The following is a 15,235-nucleotide window of genomic DNA, read 5'->3' as shown; positions in this document are numbered from 1 at the left end:
GAGCATGAGCATTGCACCCGACCGTTCGTCCATGATCCGCGTTGACCAGGCGGGCGAATTCGGTGCCACGCGCATCTATGCCGGGCAACTGGCGGTGATGGGCGATCGCGGGCCGCATTCGGCGGAGATCCGCGCCATGGCCGGGCAGGAAGCCGATCACCGGGCCCAGTTCGATGCCCTGATGGCGCGTCGCGGCGTGCGGCCAACCGCGCTCCAGCCGTTCTGGAACGTGGCGGGCTTTGCCCTTGGTGCCGGATCGGCGCTGATCGGGCCCGAGGCCGCCATGGCCTGCACCGCCGCGATCGAGGAAGAGATCGACCGGCACTACACCGCCCAGCTTGACGAACTGGAAGCAAGTGGCGACGATCCGGAACTGGCCGGCATGATCGCCCGTTTCAGGGATGACGAACGCGAACACCGCGATGCGGCGCTTGCGGCAGGGGCGGAAAAGGCCCCGGCCTATGCCCTGTTTTCCGCCGCCGTGCGCCTTGGCTGCCGCGCCGCGATCCGATTGTCGGAGAAGATTTGATCAGGCCCAATGTGGAGGAACCAGCGCTTCACTATGGGTTCAGCAGCAGGCACCGATGATGCCGCACCATTCGAGGACATGACCAGATGACCCGCCTTACCGTTCCTGCCGCAATTGCCTTGGGCCTCGTCGCCCTGCCTGCCGCCGCGCAGAACACCGGGGCCCAGGCCGATTCGGAGCGGATCATGATGGTCCAGATCCCCGCTGGTGGCACATGTCCGCAGTCCGAAGACCCCAACACCATCGTGGTGTGCGAGGAGATCGAGGATCCCTATCGCATCCCGAGCCAGCTTCGCCAGGGCCAGAGCCCGGAAAACCGCAGCTGGGCCGACCGCGTCCGGGCGACCGAGAATGTCGGTTCCCTGGCGCCCAACGCGTGCAACAATATTGGCGGGGGCGCCGAACTCGGCTGCTCCATCGCCGAGATCGAAGCCCAGGTCGCCGCGCGCGAGAATGCGCCGGAACGCCGCTTCAGCCTGCAGATCGAACAGGCCCGCGCCGAACGGCTCGAAACCATCGACGTCGATGCCGCCCGCACCCAGGCGCGGGTGGAAGAACTCGAACGCGCCTATCTGGAGCGCCTCGAAGCCGAACGCGACGCCCCGCTGCCGGGCGAAGAGGACGAGCCGCTTCCGACGGTTGGCGAATAGGCCTCGTAGGCCTCAGTCTTCTCGTAGTTCATAGTTAACCACCGCCGGGCTATGGGCGGGACATGACTGCACCAGCCCGCATCCTCACCATCTTCGGCACCCGCCCCGAAGCGATCAAGCTGTTCCCGCTGGTCCACGCGCTGGAAGCGGACAGCCGCTTCGACAGCCGTGTCTGCGTGTCCGGCCAGCATCGCGGGATGCTCGACCAGGTGCTCCACATCGCGGGCCTCACCCCGCACCACGATCTTGCCCTGATGCAGCCGGACCAGACGCTGGACGAACTGACCGCGCGGCTGATCACTGGCCTTGGCCGGGTGATGGACGAGGAAAAGCCCGACTGGGTCGTGGTGCAGGGCGATACGGCCACGGCCATGGCGGGCGCGCTGGCTGCCTATTACCGCAAGGTCCCGGTGTGCCATGTGGAGGCGGGGCTGCGCAGCGGCTCGATCTACCATCCCTGGCCGGAAGAGGTGAACCGCAAGATCATCGGCTCCATCGCTGCACTGCACTGCGCGCCGACCGAGACCGCGCAAGCCGCGCTGCTGGCGGAGAATATCGACCCCGCCACCGTCCACGTCACCGGCAACACGGTGATCGACGCGCTGCACTGGATCACCGCACGGATCGAGGCCGAGCCGGAACTGGCATCAGGCCTCGCCCCGCTGGAACAGCGATTCGCGGGCAAACGCATCGTGGGCGTGACCACCCACCGGCGCGAGAATTTCGGCGAGGGCATGGCGCAGATCGCCAGCGCCGTGCGCCGCCTAGCCGCGCGGGACGATGTGGCGGTAATCTTCCCCGTCCACCTCAACCCCAACGTGCGCGCGGTGATGGACCAGGAACTGGGCGGGATCGGCAATGTCGCCATGATCGAACCGCTCGATTACCCGCACTTCGCCCGCCTGCTCGCCATTGCCGACCTGATGCTGACCGACAGCGGCGGCGTGCAGGAAGAAGCCCCCGCGCTCGGCAAGCCGGTGCTGGTCATGCGCGAAACGACCGAGCGCCCCGAAGGCGTGGCGGCCGGCACGGCCATGCTGGTCGGCACCGATGCGGGCCGCATCGTGGCCGAAGCAACGCGGCTGCTCGACGATCGCGCCGCCTATGCCGCGATGGCGCAGGCGCACAATCCGTTTGGTGATGGGCACTCGGCGCGGAGGATCTGCGATTTGCTGGCGGGGTGATTTGGATTGTCCAAGCGGCTGCTTTTGGGGCCCGCGACTTCGGCTTCGAACGGCTGGAATTGGGTGGAAAGCAGACGCTATGGCTTTCGCTCCAGAGACCGGCGGAAGGCTCGCCAATAGGAAGCGCACCCCACTGCGAAGATGCCGACTGCCCAAATCACACTGAGCCAAAACCAACCGTGCCACAGAACACCGCGCGATAAGCCCAGTTCGTCCGAGATCATGACCGGAACAAATGGCGCGACCGCTAGGAGGAAGAACTTGGCGTCGACACGTTCCGACTTTGAGAATCCTGCGATGCGTTTGAATGCCGTCTTGCGCTCCGTCATCTGCCACAACGCTGTCTCTTGCTGCCGCGACCAGCGGTCGAGCAGCTTTCTCAAAACGGAAATGCGACCAACCATGCCCCACTATCCCAAGGACGGCCTATGTCCGCAACAGGTTCGTAAGCCAACACACCGCATTTGAAGCCGAACCGCCCCATCGTTACCCGAACATAAACCTTTTTCCGCCAATGCCTGTCCGCACCACACACGCGAAAGGCATTCCATGCGCGGCGAGACTCTGCCCACCGTTTCTGTCATCGGCCTCGGCTATATCGGGCTGCCCACCGCTGCGATCATCGCGCGGGCCGGGATGCGGGTGCACGGGGTGGATGTGACGCCGCATGTCGTGGACACGATCAACCGCGGCGAGATCCATATCGAGGAGGTCGATCTCGACGGGCTGGTGCAGGGCGTGGTTGCGCGCGGGCTGCTGACTGCCTCGCTTGAGATTGCGCCCGCCGATGTGTTCGTGATCGCCGTGCCCACGCCGTTCGCCAAGGATGGCCGCCACACGCCGGACCTCACCTATGTGCTCGATGCCGCGCGCAACGTGGCGCGGGTGCTGAAGGCAGGGGATGTGGTGATCCTAGAATCGACCAGTCCTGTGGGCACGACCGAGCAGATGCGCGACATGATCGCCGCCGAACGCCCCGATCTGGCCATGCCGGGTCTGTGCAGCGGCACGCCCGACGTCTCGATCGCCTATTGCCCCGAACGCGTGCTGCCGGGGCGCATCCTCGAAGAACTGACCAACAACGATCGCTCGATCGGCGGGATCACGCCGCGTTGTGCGAGGAAGGCGCTGGCCTTCTACAAGCGCTTCGTGCGCGGCACCTGCATTACCACCGATGCCAAGAGCGCCGAAATGACCAAGCTGGTCGAAAACGCCTATCGCGACGTCAACATCGCCTTTGCCAACGAGCTGTCGATCATCTCGGACGCGATGGGGCTGGACGTGTGGGAGGTGATCAAGCTCGCCAACCGCCACCCGCGCGTCAACATCCTCACCCCCGGCCCCGGCGTGGGGGGGCATTGCATCGCGGTCGATCCGTGGTTCATCGTGGCAGCAGCCCCCGAACAAAGCCCGCTGATCCGCACTGCGCGCGGGGTGAACGATGGCAAGATCCACCACGTGATCGCGCAAGCCGCCGCGCTGGTGGAAGCCAATCCGCATGCGAAAGTCGCCTGCCTCGGCCTCGCCTTCAAAGCCAACATCGACGATTTCCGCGAGAGCCCCGCGCGGCTGGTGGCGGCCACGCTGGCCCGCCGCTTCGGTGACCGGATCCACGTGGTCGAGCCCCACGCCGCCGAACTGCCGCGCGAATTCGAAGGCACCGGCGCGGTCCACACCGATATCGATTCGGCGCTGGAGGATTGCGCGGTGATGATCGTGCTGGTCGATCACGACGTGTTCAAGAGCGTGCCGCTCGCCGAACGGGCCACGAAGCAGGTCTATGACACGCGCGGCATCTGGCCCGATCAGCCGCGGGCTGAAGCGGTTGCGGCTGTGGTCGAGGATCTGCGCAAGGCGGGGTGAACTAAGCGCTGCTCTTAAGATTCGTCATTCCCGCGCAGGCGGGAATCCAGTTCCGAGGTTCGCGCTGGATTCCCGCCTGCGCGGGAATGACGAAGGAGTGACTTCACGCGACGGCGCTGGATTGCAACGGAGCTTTCCTACACCACCCAACCCAGCCCATATCCCGGCCCGGCTCTTTCCTACCGTTAAACCCCCCGCGCCAATCGCGCTCTCTCCCGGGCAGGTGTCACTTTGTCACCCGGCCCGCAAACCCGCAAAATTCCGCCGTTTCCAGGCCGAAATCAAAGGTGACACACTGTCACTTCTGTCACCTTTGTGCTCAACCCGGCCATCGCTCGAACTCAGGCAAGTTACCTGCACCCGCCATCCACGCCCGCCGCTCGGCCACCTGGATATGGGCCTGCGGTGCCGCCGCATCGGGCTCGTCGAGCGTTACCGACGGAATATCGACGATCCCCGGCAGCATTTCCTCGTTCACGAAGTGCAGCGGCGTGCCGCACATGCTGCAGAAGTGCCGGATCGACCGGCCCGCGCCGTTATAGCTGGCAGGATTACCCTGCAGCAGGGTGAAGCCCTCGGCCTTGACCGCCAGCCAGGCCACCATCGGTGCGCCCGCTGCCATCTGGCAATCGCGGCAGTGGCACAGTGCGCTGTGCAGCGCGTCTCCCGAAATCTCGTACCGCACCGCGCCGCAGCGGCATCCACCTGTTGCCATGTCCATCACTCCTTCCATCGAATCGTGGAAGGAACATATATGGAACAAGGGCCTCAGGAAAGCGCGATATCCGGCGCGTCTTCCTGCTTCATGCCGACCACGTGGTATCCGCCATCGACATGGTGGACTTCGCCCGTCACGCCGCTGGCGAGGTCGGACAGGAAGTAGAGGCCCGAACCGCCGACATCCTCAATCGTGACATTGCGGCGCAGCGGTGCGTTCAGCTCGTTCCACTTCAGGATATAGCGGAAATCGCCGATCCCGCTCGCCGCCAAGGTCTTGATCGGTCCGGCGCTGATCGCGTTGACGCGGATGTTCTCCGGGCCAAGATCGTTGGCGAGGTACTTCACGCTCGCCTCCAGCGCGGCCTTGGCCACGCCCATCACGTTGTAATGCGGCACGACCTTTTCCGCGCCATAGTAGGTCAGCGTCAGGATCGATCCGCCGTTCGGCATCAGCGCCCGCGCCCGCCTGGTGGCGGCGACGAAGGAATAGGCGCTGATGTTCATCGTCATCAAGAAATTGTCGAGGCTGGTATCGACATAGAGCCCGCGCAGCTCCGCCTTGTCGGAAAAGCCGATGGCATGGACGAGGAAGTCCATCGTGCCCCAGCGCGCCTCGATCTCGGCAAAGGCGGCGTCCATCGCAGCCATGTCGGACACGTCGCATTCGATCAGGAAGTCGCTGCCGACCTGCGCCGCCAGCGGCTGGACCCGCTTCTTCAGCGCATCGCCCTGGAACGAGAAGGCCATCTCCGCGCCGTGTTCGTGCAGTTTCTGCGCGATGCCCCAGGCCAGCGACTTGTCGTTCGCCAGCCCCATGATCAGGCCGCGTTTGCCCTTCATCAGCCCATCCATTCAACCGTACTCCTGCACTTCCGGCACCGCAAAACCCAGCGCCTCGTCCTCCGGATGGTCCTCCGGCGGTTCGGCCAGCGCGGCATTGAGTTCCGCCCCTGCGACCATCCCTAATCCTACCAGCCAGAAAAAGAAAAGCACGATCATGCTGCCGGCCAGCGATCCGTAGGTAAGGTCATAGTTGAACATCGAGCGCAGCGCAGGAGGCAGGGCGATGGTTACCCCCACCCACCACAGGGTGGTCAGCAGCGCGCCGGGCCATTTGGGATAGCGGCTGCGGCGGTACTGGGCCGGGGTCAGGGTATAAAACAGCAGGAAGATCGATCCGAACAGGCCGACTGCCGGGATGATCCGGGTCCAGGCGAGGCGGTTGAGCATGTCGGTCAGTTGCGGCAGCCAGGCGTCGATCACCTGCTCGGCCGCGCCGATTGCCACCTGGGCGATCAGCGACAGCATCAGCAGTAGCACCGCGCCGATGATGATGCCGGTGGACAGCAGCCGATACTGCCAGAAGGCGCGGGTGGCGTGGGTGCCATAGGCGCGGCGCAGGATATCGCGGATGGTCTCGATCAGGCTGCCCACGGTCCACAGGCCGAACAGCCCGCCGAGCCACAGCAGCCACCCGCTGCGCGCCTCGATCACGTTGAGGGCCACGGGACGCAGCACGTCGGCCACTACCGGCGGCAGGGCGGCAAGCACGGCTCCCACTGCGGCGGCCTGCTCCTCCACCTCGCCGACCAGCGAGAAGATGGCAGCGCCCGTCAGGAAGAAGGGGAAGATCGCCAGCAGCGACATATAGGCCAGGTTGCCGGCATGGATCAGCCCGTCGTTGTAAGCGCCATTGAGCACGCGCTTGCCGACGATCCAGCACCGCGCGGCCAGCGGCTGGTCGAGCAGGTGCTCCCGGTGGCGGCGGGGTGACCGGCGCCGCGCCTCGGGCGAGAGATCGCGCTTGGGCGGGCCGGGAACGGGCGGCTGGTGGGGCGTGTCCTGGCTGGTCAAGCGGTGGCTCCAGTCTGTCTCGTCGGGCGGGTGGCAGGATACCGCACCTCCCGACATAAGAAGCGCCCGGTAAAGGCGTTAGAGGCCGAAACGCTGGCGCACCGCAGTTTGATCCTGCCACCCTTCGAGCCGAGCGGCGAGATCGTCCAGATCCTCGGGCAGGTTAATTTCTAGCGTGACCCGCTGGTCGCCGCGCCCGCCGCCCTTCTTGGAGAAGCCCCGGCCCTTCAGTCGCAGCACCTTGCCCGATCCGGAGCCCGGCGCGATGGTCAGCATGACGGGGCCGTCCACCGTGGGCGCCTTGACCTTGGCCCCGTTCACCGCCTCGTCCAGCGTGATCGGCAGGTCGAGCAGCACGTCGTCGCCATCGCGGCGGAAGAAGGCATGCGGCTCTATCGCGATGGCCACCAGCGCATCGCCCGGTCCCCCGGCACCAGGCTCGCCCTTGCCCTTGAGGCGCATCTGGGTGCCGTCCTCTACGCCTGCGGGCAGTTTCAGGTCGATCGTCTTGCCATCGCCCAGGGTGATCCGCTGAGCGGCGAGGGTGGCGGCATCGGTGAAGGGCACGCGCAGCGTATAGGACACGTTGGCCCCCCGGCGCGGTGGAGGCGGCGGCGGGCGACGACCGAAGCCCGCGCTGCCTCCGGCCATTCCGGCCCCACCGCGGCCGAACAGGCCTTCGAACAGGTCGCTGATATCGACTTCCTCGGCCCCGAAGCCGCCGCCTTGCGGTCCGCCGGGACGATGGCCCCCAGCCCCGCCGAACGCGCCACCGCCGCCGCCGCCGCCGAAGGGGCCGCGCGGATTGCCATCGGCGTCGATCTCGCCACGGTCGAACCGGGCGCGCTTGTCCTTGTCGGACAGCAGGTCATAGGCGCGGGTGACGGTGGAGAACCGCTCGCTCGCCGCCGGGTTGTCCTTGTTCCGGTCAGGGTGCAGTTCCTTCGCCAGCTTGCGATAGGCCGACTTGATCTCCGCCTCGCTCGCGCTGCGGGAAACGCCAAGGATGGAATAGGGATCGCTCATGGTGTGTTAGCTAGGTAATGCAATGCGCCGTGGCAAGCGGTTGCGTCAGCGCGCTTCCCCTCGGACCACGCCAGTAGTAGAGCGCTATCCATGCTCGATACCGAAAACGCCATTCCGCACACCGATCCCTTCGCCTTGTTTGCGGCATGGTATGCCGAGGCGCGGGCAAGCGAGCCCAACGATGCCAATGCCATGGCGCTGGCCACTGCCACCCCGGATGCCGCGCCATCGGTGCGGATGGTGCTGCTGAAGGGGCAGGACGAGCGCGGTTTCGTGTTCTACACCAATGCCATGAGCCGCAAGGGGGCCGAGATCATTGCCAACCCCCAGGCCGCCCTGCTGTTTCACTGGAAGAGCCTGCGCCGCCAGATCCGCATCGAAGGCCCACTGGAAGAAGTGACCGCGGCAGAGGCAGACGCCTATTTCCACTCGCGCAACTTCGCCAGCCAGGTGGGTTCGGCGGCCAGCGTCCAGTCGCGCCCGCTCGACAGCCGCGAGACCTATCTGGCGCGGGTGGACGAGATTGCCGCGGCTTGCGAAAGCGCCGGCGAAGTGCCGCGCCCGCCCCACTGGACGGGCTTCCGGCTTGATCCCGAGCGCATCGAGTTCTGGACCGACCGCGCCCATCGCCTGCACGAACGCCGCCAGTTCACCCGCGACGGGCAGGGCTGGTCGAGCACGCTGCTTTACCCGTGAGCGAAACCTTCGCCGAGCGGGGGCAGCTCAACCGCAGCGCGGCCTATGCCTCGATCTCGGTCGCCTTGCTGCTGGTGGGGATGAAGCTGTGGGCCGTGTGGCGCACCGATTCCACTGCCATGCTCGGCAGCCTGGCCGATACCAGCCTTGACCTCATTGCCAGTGTAGCGACCCTGACCGGCGTGTGGATCGCCTCGCGCCCGGCCGATGCGACCCACCGGTTCGGCCACGGCAAGGCCGAAGCGCTGGCGGCGATTTTCCAGGTCCTGCTGATTTCGCTGTCGGCCCTCGGGCTGGCGTTCCGCGCCATCGACCAGTGGATTTCGGGTGCCCGGGTGACGGCGGCAGACGAGGGCATCGCGGTGTCGCTGATCGCGCTGGTGGCAACGCTCGGCCTGCTTGCCTGGCAGCGCCACGTGCTGGCCCGCACCGGCAGCCTGGCGATCGCCACCGACCACCTGCACTACAAGAGCGACCTGTTCCTCAACCTGGCGGTGATCGCCGCGCTGGTGCTCGACCGTTATCTGGACGTGGCAGGATCTGATCCGTTCTTCGGCCTCGCCATCGCAGTGTGGCTGGGCTGGGGTGCCTGGCGCGCGGCGGGCCGGGCGATTGACGACCTGATGGACAAGGAATGGTCCGACGAAAGGCGCGAGGCCTTCCTGGCGGTGCTCGCCCGCCAGCCGGAGTTGCGCGGCGTACATGACCTGCGCACCCGCACCAGCGGCTCCAACGATTTCGTCCAGTTCCATGCGGCGGTCGATCCGCAGATGACCGTAGCCGAAGCGCATCGGGTGATGGACGAGATCGAGGCGCGCATCGAGGCGGAATTCCCCGGCGTCGAAGTGCTGATCCACCCTGACCCTGAAGACCTGCAGCGCGACGAGGGCGAGGAACTGCTGCCGGATCGGGTCTGATCCGGCGGCCTTAGCGCACCGGATAGAGCGCCGAAATCTCCGCCACGGCAGCCACCAGCGCATCCTGCTGCTCGCCCGACGTATGACCAAGCCGCACGAGGGTTAGCCCTTGTCGCGGTGAAACATACAGGATCTGCCCAAGATGACCCAGCGCGGCAAAGGCGCTGTCAGGCCCTTGGTCGGCAAACAGCACGTCCCGGTCGGTGCCGGATGGCCGGTTGAGCCACAATTGCGCGCCATAGTCGGGCGCGCGCGGGCTTTCGCTGCGCATGAAATCGATCCACCCGCGTGGCACCACCTGCACGCCGCCGGAAGAGCCCCCGTTGCGCAGGAAATCGCCGAACCGTGCCCAGTCGCGGGCATTGGCCCAGACCGCGCTGCCCGCCACCATGGTGCCTGCTGCATCGTATTCGGCCACCATGCTGTCGAGGCCCAGCGGCACGGCGAGGCGGGCGTCGAGGAAATCGGCCATGGCCTGCTGCCGGTCGCTCGGTCCGCCATCGGGGGCGAGCAGGCGGGCGGCCACGTCGGCCAGGATTACCGTGGTGGCGGTGGAATAGCGGAACACGGCGCCCGGCGGATGGGCCAGCGGCTGGGCTTCGGCCCAGGCGGCCATGTCAGCGCGCCCGTCGAGAAACATCATCCGCACTTCGGATGATTCGTAAACCGGGTCAGCCCCCTCCTCGTGCCGCAGCCCCGATCGCATCTGCAGTAGCTGGCGCAGGGTAATCTCGCCACGCGGCTCGCCGGCGCGCTGCCAGTGTTCGATCGGCGGGCTCTGGTCGAGCGCCAGCCGCCCATCGGCCACCAGCATGCCGATAAGGACGGCGGTGACGGTCTTCGACATCGACCAGCCGATGAAGCGGGTGTCGGGCGCAAAACCATCGGCATAGCGTTCGGCCACCACTTCGCCGCGGTGCAAGATGACCAGCGCCTGGGTTTCGCCGGTGCCCTCGCCGATGCCTTCGCCAGTGAACAGCGCATCGACTGCGCGGGCCAGTGTCTCGCGCGGCACGCCTGGCTCGACCGACACTGCTTCCAGCGCGCCTTCGGGCAGCGGCGGGAGCGGGGGTGGGCCTTCCTGTCCGCAGCCTGCCAGCAGGACAAGTGGCAGAAGCAATGGCCAGAACCTGTTGGTGCGGCTAGGAAAGGGTGCTGGCGTCATGGGCGCATTCAATCGTGCAGGCAGGCAGGAATGGCAACCCGAAACAGGAACTCCACTACGACCTCCGGAACCACCCGGCGCAGCTGGAAAGGCTGGGCCCTGGCAGCACTCGCGCTGGTCGGCGCAGGCCTGTGGTGGAACGGCGAGGCGATTGCAGGGCAAGCCGCCGCCGGTACCGCCTATGGTGCGCGCACGGCCTGTTCGTGCAAGTACCTCGGGGGGCGCGATCTCGCCAGTTGCAAGGGCGATTTCGTGGCCGGGATGGCGCTGGTCTTCGTGAGCGAGAACGAGGCGGACATGTCGGTCACCGCCAGGGTTCCACTGGTCGCCAGCGACACGGCCCGCTTCCGCGAAGGCTTCGGCTGCGTGCTGGATAGCTGGGAAGACTAGGCGGCTTCGGGCGCGATGGCGGCTTCGGTCGATTCGATCCAGCCGCCGCCGACCACCCTGTCGCCGCAATATAGCACCGCCGCCTGTCCCGGCGCGACGCCGAATTCGGGCGTGGCGAAGCGGATCATGCAGGGAGCGCCGCCGCCCGGCTCGCCCTCCAGCGTGACCGGAACCGGCTTGGCGAGGCTGCGCACCTTTGCCGTCAGCCCGCCCTCGGGCAGCGGGCCGATGCGGTTGGTCTTAACGATGTGCGCGGCGGCCACGGCCAGCATGGCCTTGGGGCCGACGCGGACCTCTGCGGTTTCGGCGTCCAGCGCCACGACATAGAGCGGCGCGGCCAGTCCGCCGATCTCCAGCCCGCGCCGCTGGCCCACGGTGAAATGGATGATGCCCTGGTGGCGCCCCAGCACCTCGCCGGTCTGCGCATGGACGATATTGCCGGGCCGCACACCCGCAGGCCGCACCTTGGTGACGATCTTGGCATAGTCGCCATCGGGGACGAAGCAGATGTCCTGGCTGTCGGGCTTGGCGGCCACGGCCAGGCCGTAGTGCGCGGCGAGCTGCCGCACGTCGTCCTTGGGTAGCCCGCCCAGCGGGAAGCGCAGGAAGGCGAGCTGCTGTTCAGTGGTGCCGTAGAGGAAATAGGACTGGTCGCGCGCCGGATCGAGCGCGCGGTGCAGTTCAACACCCTGTTCACCCTCTACCCGCCGCACATAGTGGCCGGTGGCAAGGCAATCGGCGCCCAGTTCGCGCGCCATGCCGAGCAGGTCGGTGAACTTTGGCCCCATGTTGCAGCGGATGCAGGGGATCGGCGTGCGTCCGGCGAGGTAATCGTCGGCGAAGCGCTCGACCACTTCCTCGCGGAACAGGCTTTCATGGTCGAACACATAGTGGGCAATGCCCAGCCGGTCGGCCACGGCCCGCGCGTCGGCGATATCGTCGCCCGCGCAGCAGGCACCCTTGCGTCCGGTTGCGGCGCCATAGTCATAGAGCTGCAACGTGATGCCGATCACTTCGGCCCCGGTGGATGCGGCGAGCGCGGCGACCACCGAGCTGTCCACTCCGCCCGACATGGCCACCACGATGCGGCATTCGGCGGCGGGGCGCGGCAGGTCGAACAGGGCGGCGGCGTTAACCGCGCCGGAAACGGCTGGGAGAGAGGAAACGGAACTGGCCATGCGGCGGCCCATACACCCAAGGCCCACTCTCGCCAAATGGTCTGCCGATTCCCGCCAAGCGGGTAACATCGGGCGGGTAACACATGGTTAGGACCCAGTTTACCGCTTCTTGACGGTTGCGCGCTTATGACAGCGGCATGTTCGAAGGAAAACTGCCCCTGGCCCCCGTGGCGCACGATTCTGCCGAGGATGGCGCCAGCGCCGGATCCCTGCGCGGATTGACCTGGAGCGACTTGTGCTCCCGGCTCGAGGCGGAGCGCGACCTGCGCCAGTCCCTGCACGAATCCCGGCACGAATCGCACGAGGATCACCTGGCCAGCTTCGATGCGCACTCGGCCCGTCGCATCGCTGCGCTGGCTGAAGGAAAACATGTCGTTAACCCTGAAGATTTAGCCAATGGCAAAGGGAGCGGCTGCATTGATGGGGCGTCGCATGATGCCGATTTCGGCAGCGACCCGAGGAAATAAATGATCGAGAACCAGAAAATACGTCCGGCACAGGTAATCGGCCCGCTCGGCGAGCCCTTGACCATTGCTGACCTGCCCGCGCCCGAAACGCGGCGCTGGGTGGTGCGCCGCAAGGCCGAGGTCGTGGCAGCCGTCAATGGCGGCCTGCTGACCATCGACGAGGTACTTGAGCGCTATTCGCTGACGCTGGAGGAATTCGCCAGCTGGCAGCGCGCCGTGGACCGTTCGGGCATGCAGGGCCTGCGCGTCACCCGCATCCAGCATTACCGCGACCTCTACGAACGCCAGCTCAAGTACTGAAACAGCGCCAGGCCCTTGTTGCACGAGGGCTTGATTGATCTATGTTAACCTTCTTCCAATTGGAGAGGGGGAAATAGTCATGGATCTTTTCGTGGAATACGGCTGGCTCGGCTGGATCATCGTCGGCGGGCTGGCGGGTGCGCTGGCCAAGCTTCTTATGCCGGGCAAGGACGGGGGCAATATCTTCGTCACTATCCTGCTGGGCATTGCCGGGGCCGCCGTGGCCGGATTCGTGGGAAGCATGATCGGCTGGTATGAACCGGGCGAAGGCCCGGGCTTCATTGCCGCGGTTATCGGCGCGCTGGTCCTGCTGGCGATCTACCGGCAGGTGAAAAAGGGCAAGGCGGCGGGCTGAACCCTCACCGCAAAAGCAAAACAATAATCATCCTGCAAAGGAGGCCGGGGCGGCAGCGCCTCCGGCCCCTCCTGCTGCGCGCCACCGGCCCTCCGGAACATGCTGCGGTTACCTGCGTTGAAGGCGGGTGTGGCCAGTCCGAGCCATCAAGCAGGAGGAATTCAAGTCATGGGATGGATTATCGCAATCATCGTCGGCGGCATCGCCGGCTGGCTGGCAAGCATGGTCATGAACCGCGATGCCTCGATGGGCATCTTCTGGAATATCGTGGTCGGCATCATCGGTTCGGTGATCGGCAACGCGCTGGCAGGCCCGCTGCTCGGCGTGCAGGGTACGGTCCAGGCGTTCTCGCTGACCGGCCTGCTGATTGCCATTGCCGGTGCCATCGTGTTGCTGGCGATCGTCAACCTGATCCAGCGCGGCCGGGTGCGCTAAGCTCCCGTCTGCCGTCCGGACCCGTGCAATCGCCCGGGCTCTCGACAAAATGATACAAATCGCCGGAAAGGGCTGGAAACCGCGGGTTTCCGGCCCTTTTCCTTGGCTTGCGGCCAGACCCCCGTCGTTTCGCGTTGGCAATTGGCCGATGGTTGCGTTGCAGCAAGGTAAACAAGCGTCTATGGCCCCGTGATACACGGCAGACAGGCCATGTCGCCTGCCCGGAACCGCCCTGCTAAGGCGCGTCATGCCGGAAGATCGAGGCGGAACGCGCGCATGAATTACGAGACCCGGATGGACGTCAACGAGCTTTCGGAATCCGGCACCCTGCTGGAGGACGGCGAAGAACAGCGCGCCCGCAAGAAGCGCAACGTAATCATCGCCCTGGCCGTCGCCATCATCGCTGTGGTTGGCGCCGCCGTGCTCCTTAGCGGAGGCGACGAGCCGCAGGCCTTTACCGGCGGCAGCGGCGAAGCGGCGATTCCCGCCGTCACTGTCATCAGCCCGGGCCAGACGACCAATGCCGGAATCATCAACGCCACCGGAACGCTGGCAGCACGTCGCGAAATGCCCGTGGGCGTGGTCGGCGAAGGCGGGCGGGTGGTGTCCGTCCCGGTCGAAGCAGGCCAGTGGGTCAGTGCAGGACAGGTGCTGGCCGTGATCGACCGTTCGGTCCAGTCGCAGCAGACCGCCAGCGCTTCGGCCCAGATCGCCGTCGCCCGCGCCGACGCCAGCCTTGCCCAGGCCAATCTCGACCGCGCGCTGCAACTGGTGGACCGCGGCTTCATCAGCCAGGCCGATGTGGACCGCCTGACCGCCACCCGCGATGCGGCAGATGCCCGCGTGCTGGTAGCCGAAGCCCAGTTGGGCGAACGCCAGGCGCGCAATGCCCAGCTCAACATCGTAGCGCCTGCCGCCGGCCTGCTGCTCGAACGCAATGTGGAGCCGGGCCAGGTTGTGGGTGGCGGATCGGGCGTATTGTTCTCTATCGCCCGCGGCGGCGAGATGGAACTGCTGGCCCAGATCGGCGAAACCGAGCTCGGCAATGTTCCGCTTGGCGCGACTGCCACGGTGATCCCGGTTGGCACTGACCAGACTTTCACTTGCCAGATCTGGCAGAAGGCCCCGGTGATCGACCAGCAGACCCGCCAGGGCACCGCGCGCTGCGCCATGCCTTATAACGCTGCCCTGCGGCCGGGTGGCTTCGCCTCGATCCAGATCGACAGCGGCGCAGTGGTCGCACCGCGCCTGCCAGAAAGCGCCGTGCTGACCGATGACGACGGCAGCTATGTCCTGGTGGTCAATGCCGAGAACGTGGTCGAACGCCGCGAAATCCAGCTGGGTGCGATCAGCGACGAGGGCATCCTCATCGCCGGCGGCCTGACCGGCAACGAACGGATCGTGGCCCGCGCGGGCGGCTTCCTGACGGTGGGCGAGACAGTGCGGCCGGTGGTGGAAACCGCCGCCAGCGCCGCTGCTGCCGCGCAAGCCACGCAATAGGGATCC

The 15,235-nt window shown here is 66.3% G+C and carries 19 protein-coding genes; 12 read left to right on the top strand and 7 right to left on the bottom strand.

Features of this window, described 5'->3' with window-relative positions; all coding sequences use genetic code 11:
• Positions 1-4 precede the first annotated feature (4 nt).
• The 3 genes from M3P36_RS02440 to wecB all read left to right on the top strand — a co-directional run bounded on the left by M3P36_RS02440 (position 5) and on the right by wecB (position 2,363).
• Entirely contained in the window at positions 5-529 is a 525-nt protein-coding gene (locus M3P36_RS02440; RefSeq protein WP_249700136.1) for a demethoxyubiquinone hydroxylase family protein, read from the top strand.
• An 86-nt stretch (positions 530-615) separates the two neighbouring features.
• On the top strand, positions 616-1,179 hold the full coding sequence (locus M3P36_RS02435; RefSeq protein WP_249700134.1) for a hypothetical protein: 564 nt from the start codon (positions 616-618) through the stop codon (positions 1,177-1,179).
• A gap of 62 nt (positions 1,180-1,241) precedes the next feature.
• The gene (gene wecB, locus M3P36_RS02430) at positions 1,242-2,363 is read left to right on the top strand and encodes a non-hydrolyzing UDP-N-acetylglucosamine 2-epimerase (protein WP_249700126.1); all 1,122 of its coding nucleotides are present in this window, start codon (positions 1,242-1,244) and stop codon (positions 2,361-2,363) included.
• A 77-nt stretch (positions 2,364-2,440) separates the two neighbouring features.
• Here the strand turns inward: wecB and M3P36_RS02425 are convergent, their stop codons facing one another.
• Entirely contained in the window at positions 2,441-2,767 is a 327-nt protein-coding gene (locus M3P36_RS02425) for a hypothetical protein (protein WP_249700117.1), read from the bottom strand.
• A gap of 145 nt (positions 2,768-2,912) precedes the next feature.
• Between M3P36_RS02425 and wecC the strand changes: the two genes are divergently transcribed.
• Positions 2,913-4,226 (top strand): UDP-N-acetyl-D-mannosamine dehydrogenase, encoded by a 1,314-nt coding sequence (wecC, locus tag M3P36_RS02420; protein WP_249700113.1) that lies wholly within the window; start codon positions 2,913-2,915, stop codon positions 4,224-4,226.
• Between the two features lie 319 nt (positions 4,227-4,545).
• On the opposite strand, the gene M3P36_RS02415 is transcribed toward wecC, so the two are convergent.
• The 4 genes from M3P36_RS02415 to M3P36_RS02400 are packed head-to-tail and all read right to left on the bottom strand — an operon-like array spanning position 4,546 to position 7,826.
• Positions 4,546-4,941 (bottom strand): GFA family protein, encoded by a 396-nt coding sequence (locus tag M3P36_RS02415; RefSeq protein ID WP_249700104.1) that lies wholly within the window; start codon positions 4,939-4,941, stop codon positions 4,546-4,548.
• A gap of 53 nt (positions 4,942-4,994) precedes the next feature.
• Complete coding sequence (gene fabI / locus M3P36_RS02410; RefSeq protein WP_249700097.1) at positions 4,995-5,798, bottom strand: enoyl-ACP reductase FabI; 804 nt, start codon at positions 5,796-5,798, stop codon at positions 4,995-4,997.
• Entirely contained in the window at positions 5,799-6,857 is a 1,059-nt protein-coding gene (locus M3P36_RS02405) for a YihY/virulence factor BrkB family protein (protein WP_249700087.1), read from the bottom strand.
• A gap of 21 nt (positions 6,858-6,878) precedes the next feature.
• Positions 6,879-7,826 carry a DnaJ C-terminal domain-containing protein gene (locus M3P36_RS02400; protein ID WP_249700085.1) on the bottom strand — a complete coding sequence of 316 codons (948 nt, stop codon included), beginning with the start codon at positions 7,824-7,826 and terminating at the stop codon, positions 6,879-6,881.
• 90 nt (positions 7,827-7,916) lie between these two features.
• Between M3P36_RS02400 and pdxH the strand changes: the two genes are divergently transcribed.
• Positions 7,917-8,522, top strand: coding sequence for a pyridoxamine 5'-phosphate oxidase (pdxH, locus tag M3P36_RS02395; protein WP_249700077.1), 606 nt, complete (start codon positions 7,917-7,919; stop codon positions 8,520-8,522).
• A complete protein-coding gene (locus M3P36_RS02390) occupies positions 8,519-9,439 on the top strand; it encodes a cation diffusion facilitator family transporter (RefSeq protein ID WP_249700059.1) in 921 nt (306 codons plus the stop codon). The genes pdxH and M3P36_RS02390 overlap by 4 nt, the downstream gene beginning before the upstream one ends.
• A 10-nt stretch (positions 9,440-9,449) precedes the next feature.
• Here the strand turns inward: M3P36_RS02390 and M3P36_RS02385 are convergent, their stop codons facing one another.
• Complete coding sequence (locus M3P36_RS02385; protein ID WP_249700049.1) at positions 9,450-10,604, bottom strand: serine hydrolase domain-containing protein; 1,155 nt, start codon at positions 10,602-10,604, stop codon at positions 9,450-9,452.
• A gap of 30 nt (positions 10,605-10,634) precedes the next feature.
• Here M3P36_RS02385 and M3P36_RS02380 point away from each other — a divergent pair, with 30 nt between their 5' ends.
• Entirely contained in the window at positions 10,635-10,994 is a 360-nt protein-coding gene (locus tag M3P36_RS02380; RefSeq protein WP_249700040.1) for a hypothetical protein, read from the top strand.
• Here M3P36_RS02380 and mnmA read toward each other — a convergent pair.
• The gene (gene mnmA, locus M3P36_RS02375; protein WP_249700037.1) at positions 10,991-12,172 is read right to left on the bottom strand and encodes a tRNA 2-thiouridine(34) synthase MnmA; all 1,182 of its coding nucleotides are present in this window, start codon (positions 12,170-12,172) and stop codon (positions 10,991-10,993) included. The two genes, M3P36_RS02380 and mnmA, sit on opposite strands and share 4 nt — an antisense overlap.
• A 137-nt stretch (positions 12,173-12,309) precedes the next feature.
• Here mnmA and M3P36_RS02370 point away from each other — a divergent pair, with 137 nt between their 5' ends.
• The 5 genes from M3P36_RS02370 to M3P36_RS02350 all read left to right on the top strand — a co-directional run bounded on the left by M3P36_RS02370 (position 12,310) and on the right by M3P36_RS02350 (position 15,229).
• The gene (locus M3P36_RS02370) at positions 12,310-12,639 is read left to right on the top strand and encodes a hypothetical protein (RefSeq protein ID WP_249700027.1); all 330 of its coding nucleotides are present in this window, start codon (positions 12,310-12,312) and stop codon (positions 12,637-12,639) included.
• Positions 12,640-12,939: a CtrA inhibitor SciP gene (sciP, locus tag M3P36_RS02365; protein ID WP_249700025.1), complete on the top strand. Its 300-nt coding sequence runs from the start codon at positions 12,640-12,642 to the stop codon at positions 12,937-12,939. It begins immediately after the preceding gene.
• A gap of 79 nt (positions 12,940-13,018) precedes the next feature.
• Positions 13,019-13,294 carry a GlsB/YeaQ/YmgE family stress response membrane protein gene (locus tag M3P36_RS02360; protein ID WP_249700023.1) on the top strand — a complete coding sequence of 92 codons (276 nt, stop codon included), beginning with the start codon at positions 13,019-13,021 and terminating at the stop codon, positions 13,292-13,294.
• A gap of 168 nt (positions 13,295-13,462) precedes the next feature.
• Positions 13,463-13,729, top strand: a complete 267-nt coding sequence (locus tag M3P36_RS02355) for a GlsB/YeaQ/YmgE family stress response membrane protein (RefSeq protein WP_249700020.1) — start codon at positions 13,463-13,465, stop codon at positions 13,727-13,729.
• 276 nt (positions 13,730-14,005) lie between these two features.
• The gene (locus tag M3P36_RS02350; protein WP_249700018.1) at positions 14,006-15,229 is read left to right on the top strand and encodes an efflux RND transporter periplasmic adaptor subunit; all 1,224 of its coding nucleotides are present in this window, start codon (positions 14,006-14,008) and stop codon (positions 15,227-15,229) included.
• The last annotated feature ends 6 nt before the right edge of the window (positions 15,230-15,235 follow it).

The sequence above is a fragment of the Altererythrobacter sp. KTW20L genome (assembly GCF_023501975.1).
Classification (GTDB): Bacteria; Pseudomonadota; Alphaproteobacteria; order Sphingomonadales; family Sphingomonadaceae; genus Alteraurantiacibacter.
The sequence above is the reverse complement of the archived record's forward strand: the minus strand, read 5'-3'. Positions and strand labels throughout refer to the sequence as shown.

Coding starts and splice junctions, on each gene's coding strand:
- M3P36_RS02425 (WP_249700117.1), bottom strand. CDS start 2,767: ATGGTTGGTCGCATTTCCGTTTTGAGAAAGCTGCTCGACCGCTGGTCG.
- M3P36_RS02370 (WP_249700027.1), top strand. CDS start 12,310: ATGTTCGAAGGAAAACTGCCCCTGGCCCCCGTGGCGCACGATTCTGCC.
- M3P36_RS02435 (WP_249700134.1), top strand. CDS start 616: ATGACCCGCCTTACCGTTCCTGCCGCAATTGCCTTGGGCCTCGTCGCC.
- M3P36_RS02380 (WP_249700040.1), top strand. CDS start 10,635: ATGGCAACCCGAAACAGGAACTCCACTACGACCTCCGGAACCACCCGG.
- fabI (WP_249700097.1), bottom strand. CDS start 5,798: ATGGATGGGCTGATGAAGGGCAAACGCGGCCTGATCATGGGGCTGGCG.
- M3P36_RS02405 (WP_249700087.1), bottom strand. CDS start 6,857: ATGTCGGGAGGTGCGGTATCCTGCCACCCGCCCGACGAGACAGACTGG.
- M3P36_RS02360 (WP_249700023.1), top strand. CDS start 13,019: ATGGATCTTTTCGTGGAATACGGCTGGCTCGGCTGGATCATCGTCGGC.
- M3P36_RS02400 (WP_249700085.1), bottom strand. CDS start 7,826: ATGAGCGATCCCTATTCCATCCTTGGCGTTTCCCGCAGCGCGAGCGAG.
- sciP (WP_249700025.1), top strand. CDS start 12,640: ATGATCGAGAACCAGAAAATACGTCCGGCACAGGTAATCGGCCCGCTC.
- M3P36_RS02385 (WP_249700049.1), bottom strand. CDS start 10,604: ATGACGCCAGCACCCTTTCCTAGCCGCACCAACAGGTTCTGGCCATTG.
- M3P36_RS02415 (WP_249700104.1), bottom strand. CDS start 4,941: ATGGCAACAGGTGGATGCCGCTGCGGCGCGGTGCGGTACGAGATTTCG.
- M3P36_RS02440 (WP_249700136.1), top strand. CDS start 5: ATGAGCATTGCACCCGACCGTTCGTCCATGATCCGCGTTGACCAGGCG.
- M3P36_RS02355 (WP_249700020.1), top strand. CDS start 13,463: ATGGGATGGATTATCGCAATCATCGTCGGCGGCATCGCCGGCTGGCTG.
- pdxH (WP_249700077.1), top strand. CDS start 7,917: ATGCTCGATACCGAAAACGCCATTCCGCACACCGATCCCTTCGCCTTG.
- wecC (WP_249700113.1), top strand. CDS start 2,913: ATGCGCGGCGAGACTCTGCCCACCGTTTCTGTCATCGGCCTCGGCTAT.
- mnmA (WP_249700037.1), bottom strand. CDS start 12,172: ATGGCCAGTTCCGTTTCCTCTCTCCCAGCCGTTTCCGGCGCGGTTAAC.
- wecB (WP_249700126.1), top strand. CDS start 1,242: ATGACTGCACCAGCCCGCATCCTCACCATCTTCGGCACCCGCCCCGAA.
- M3P36_RS02350 (WP_249700018.1), top strand. CDS start 14,006: ATGAATTACGAGACCCGGATGGACGTCAACGAGCTTTCGGAATCCGGC.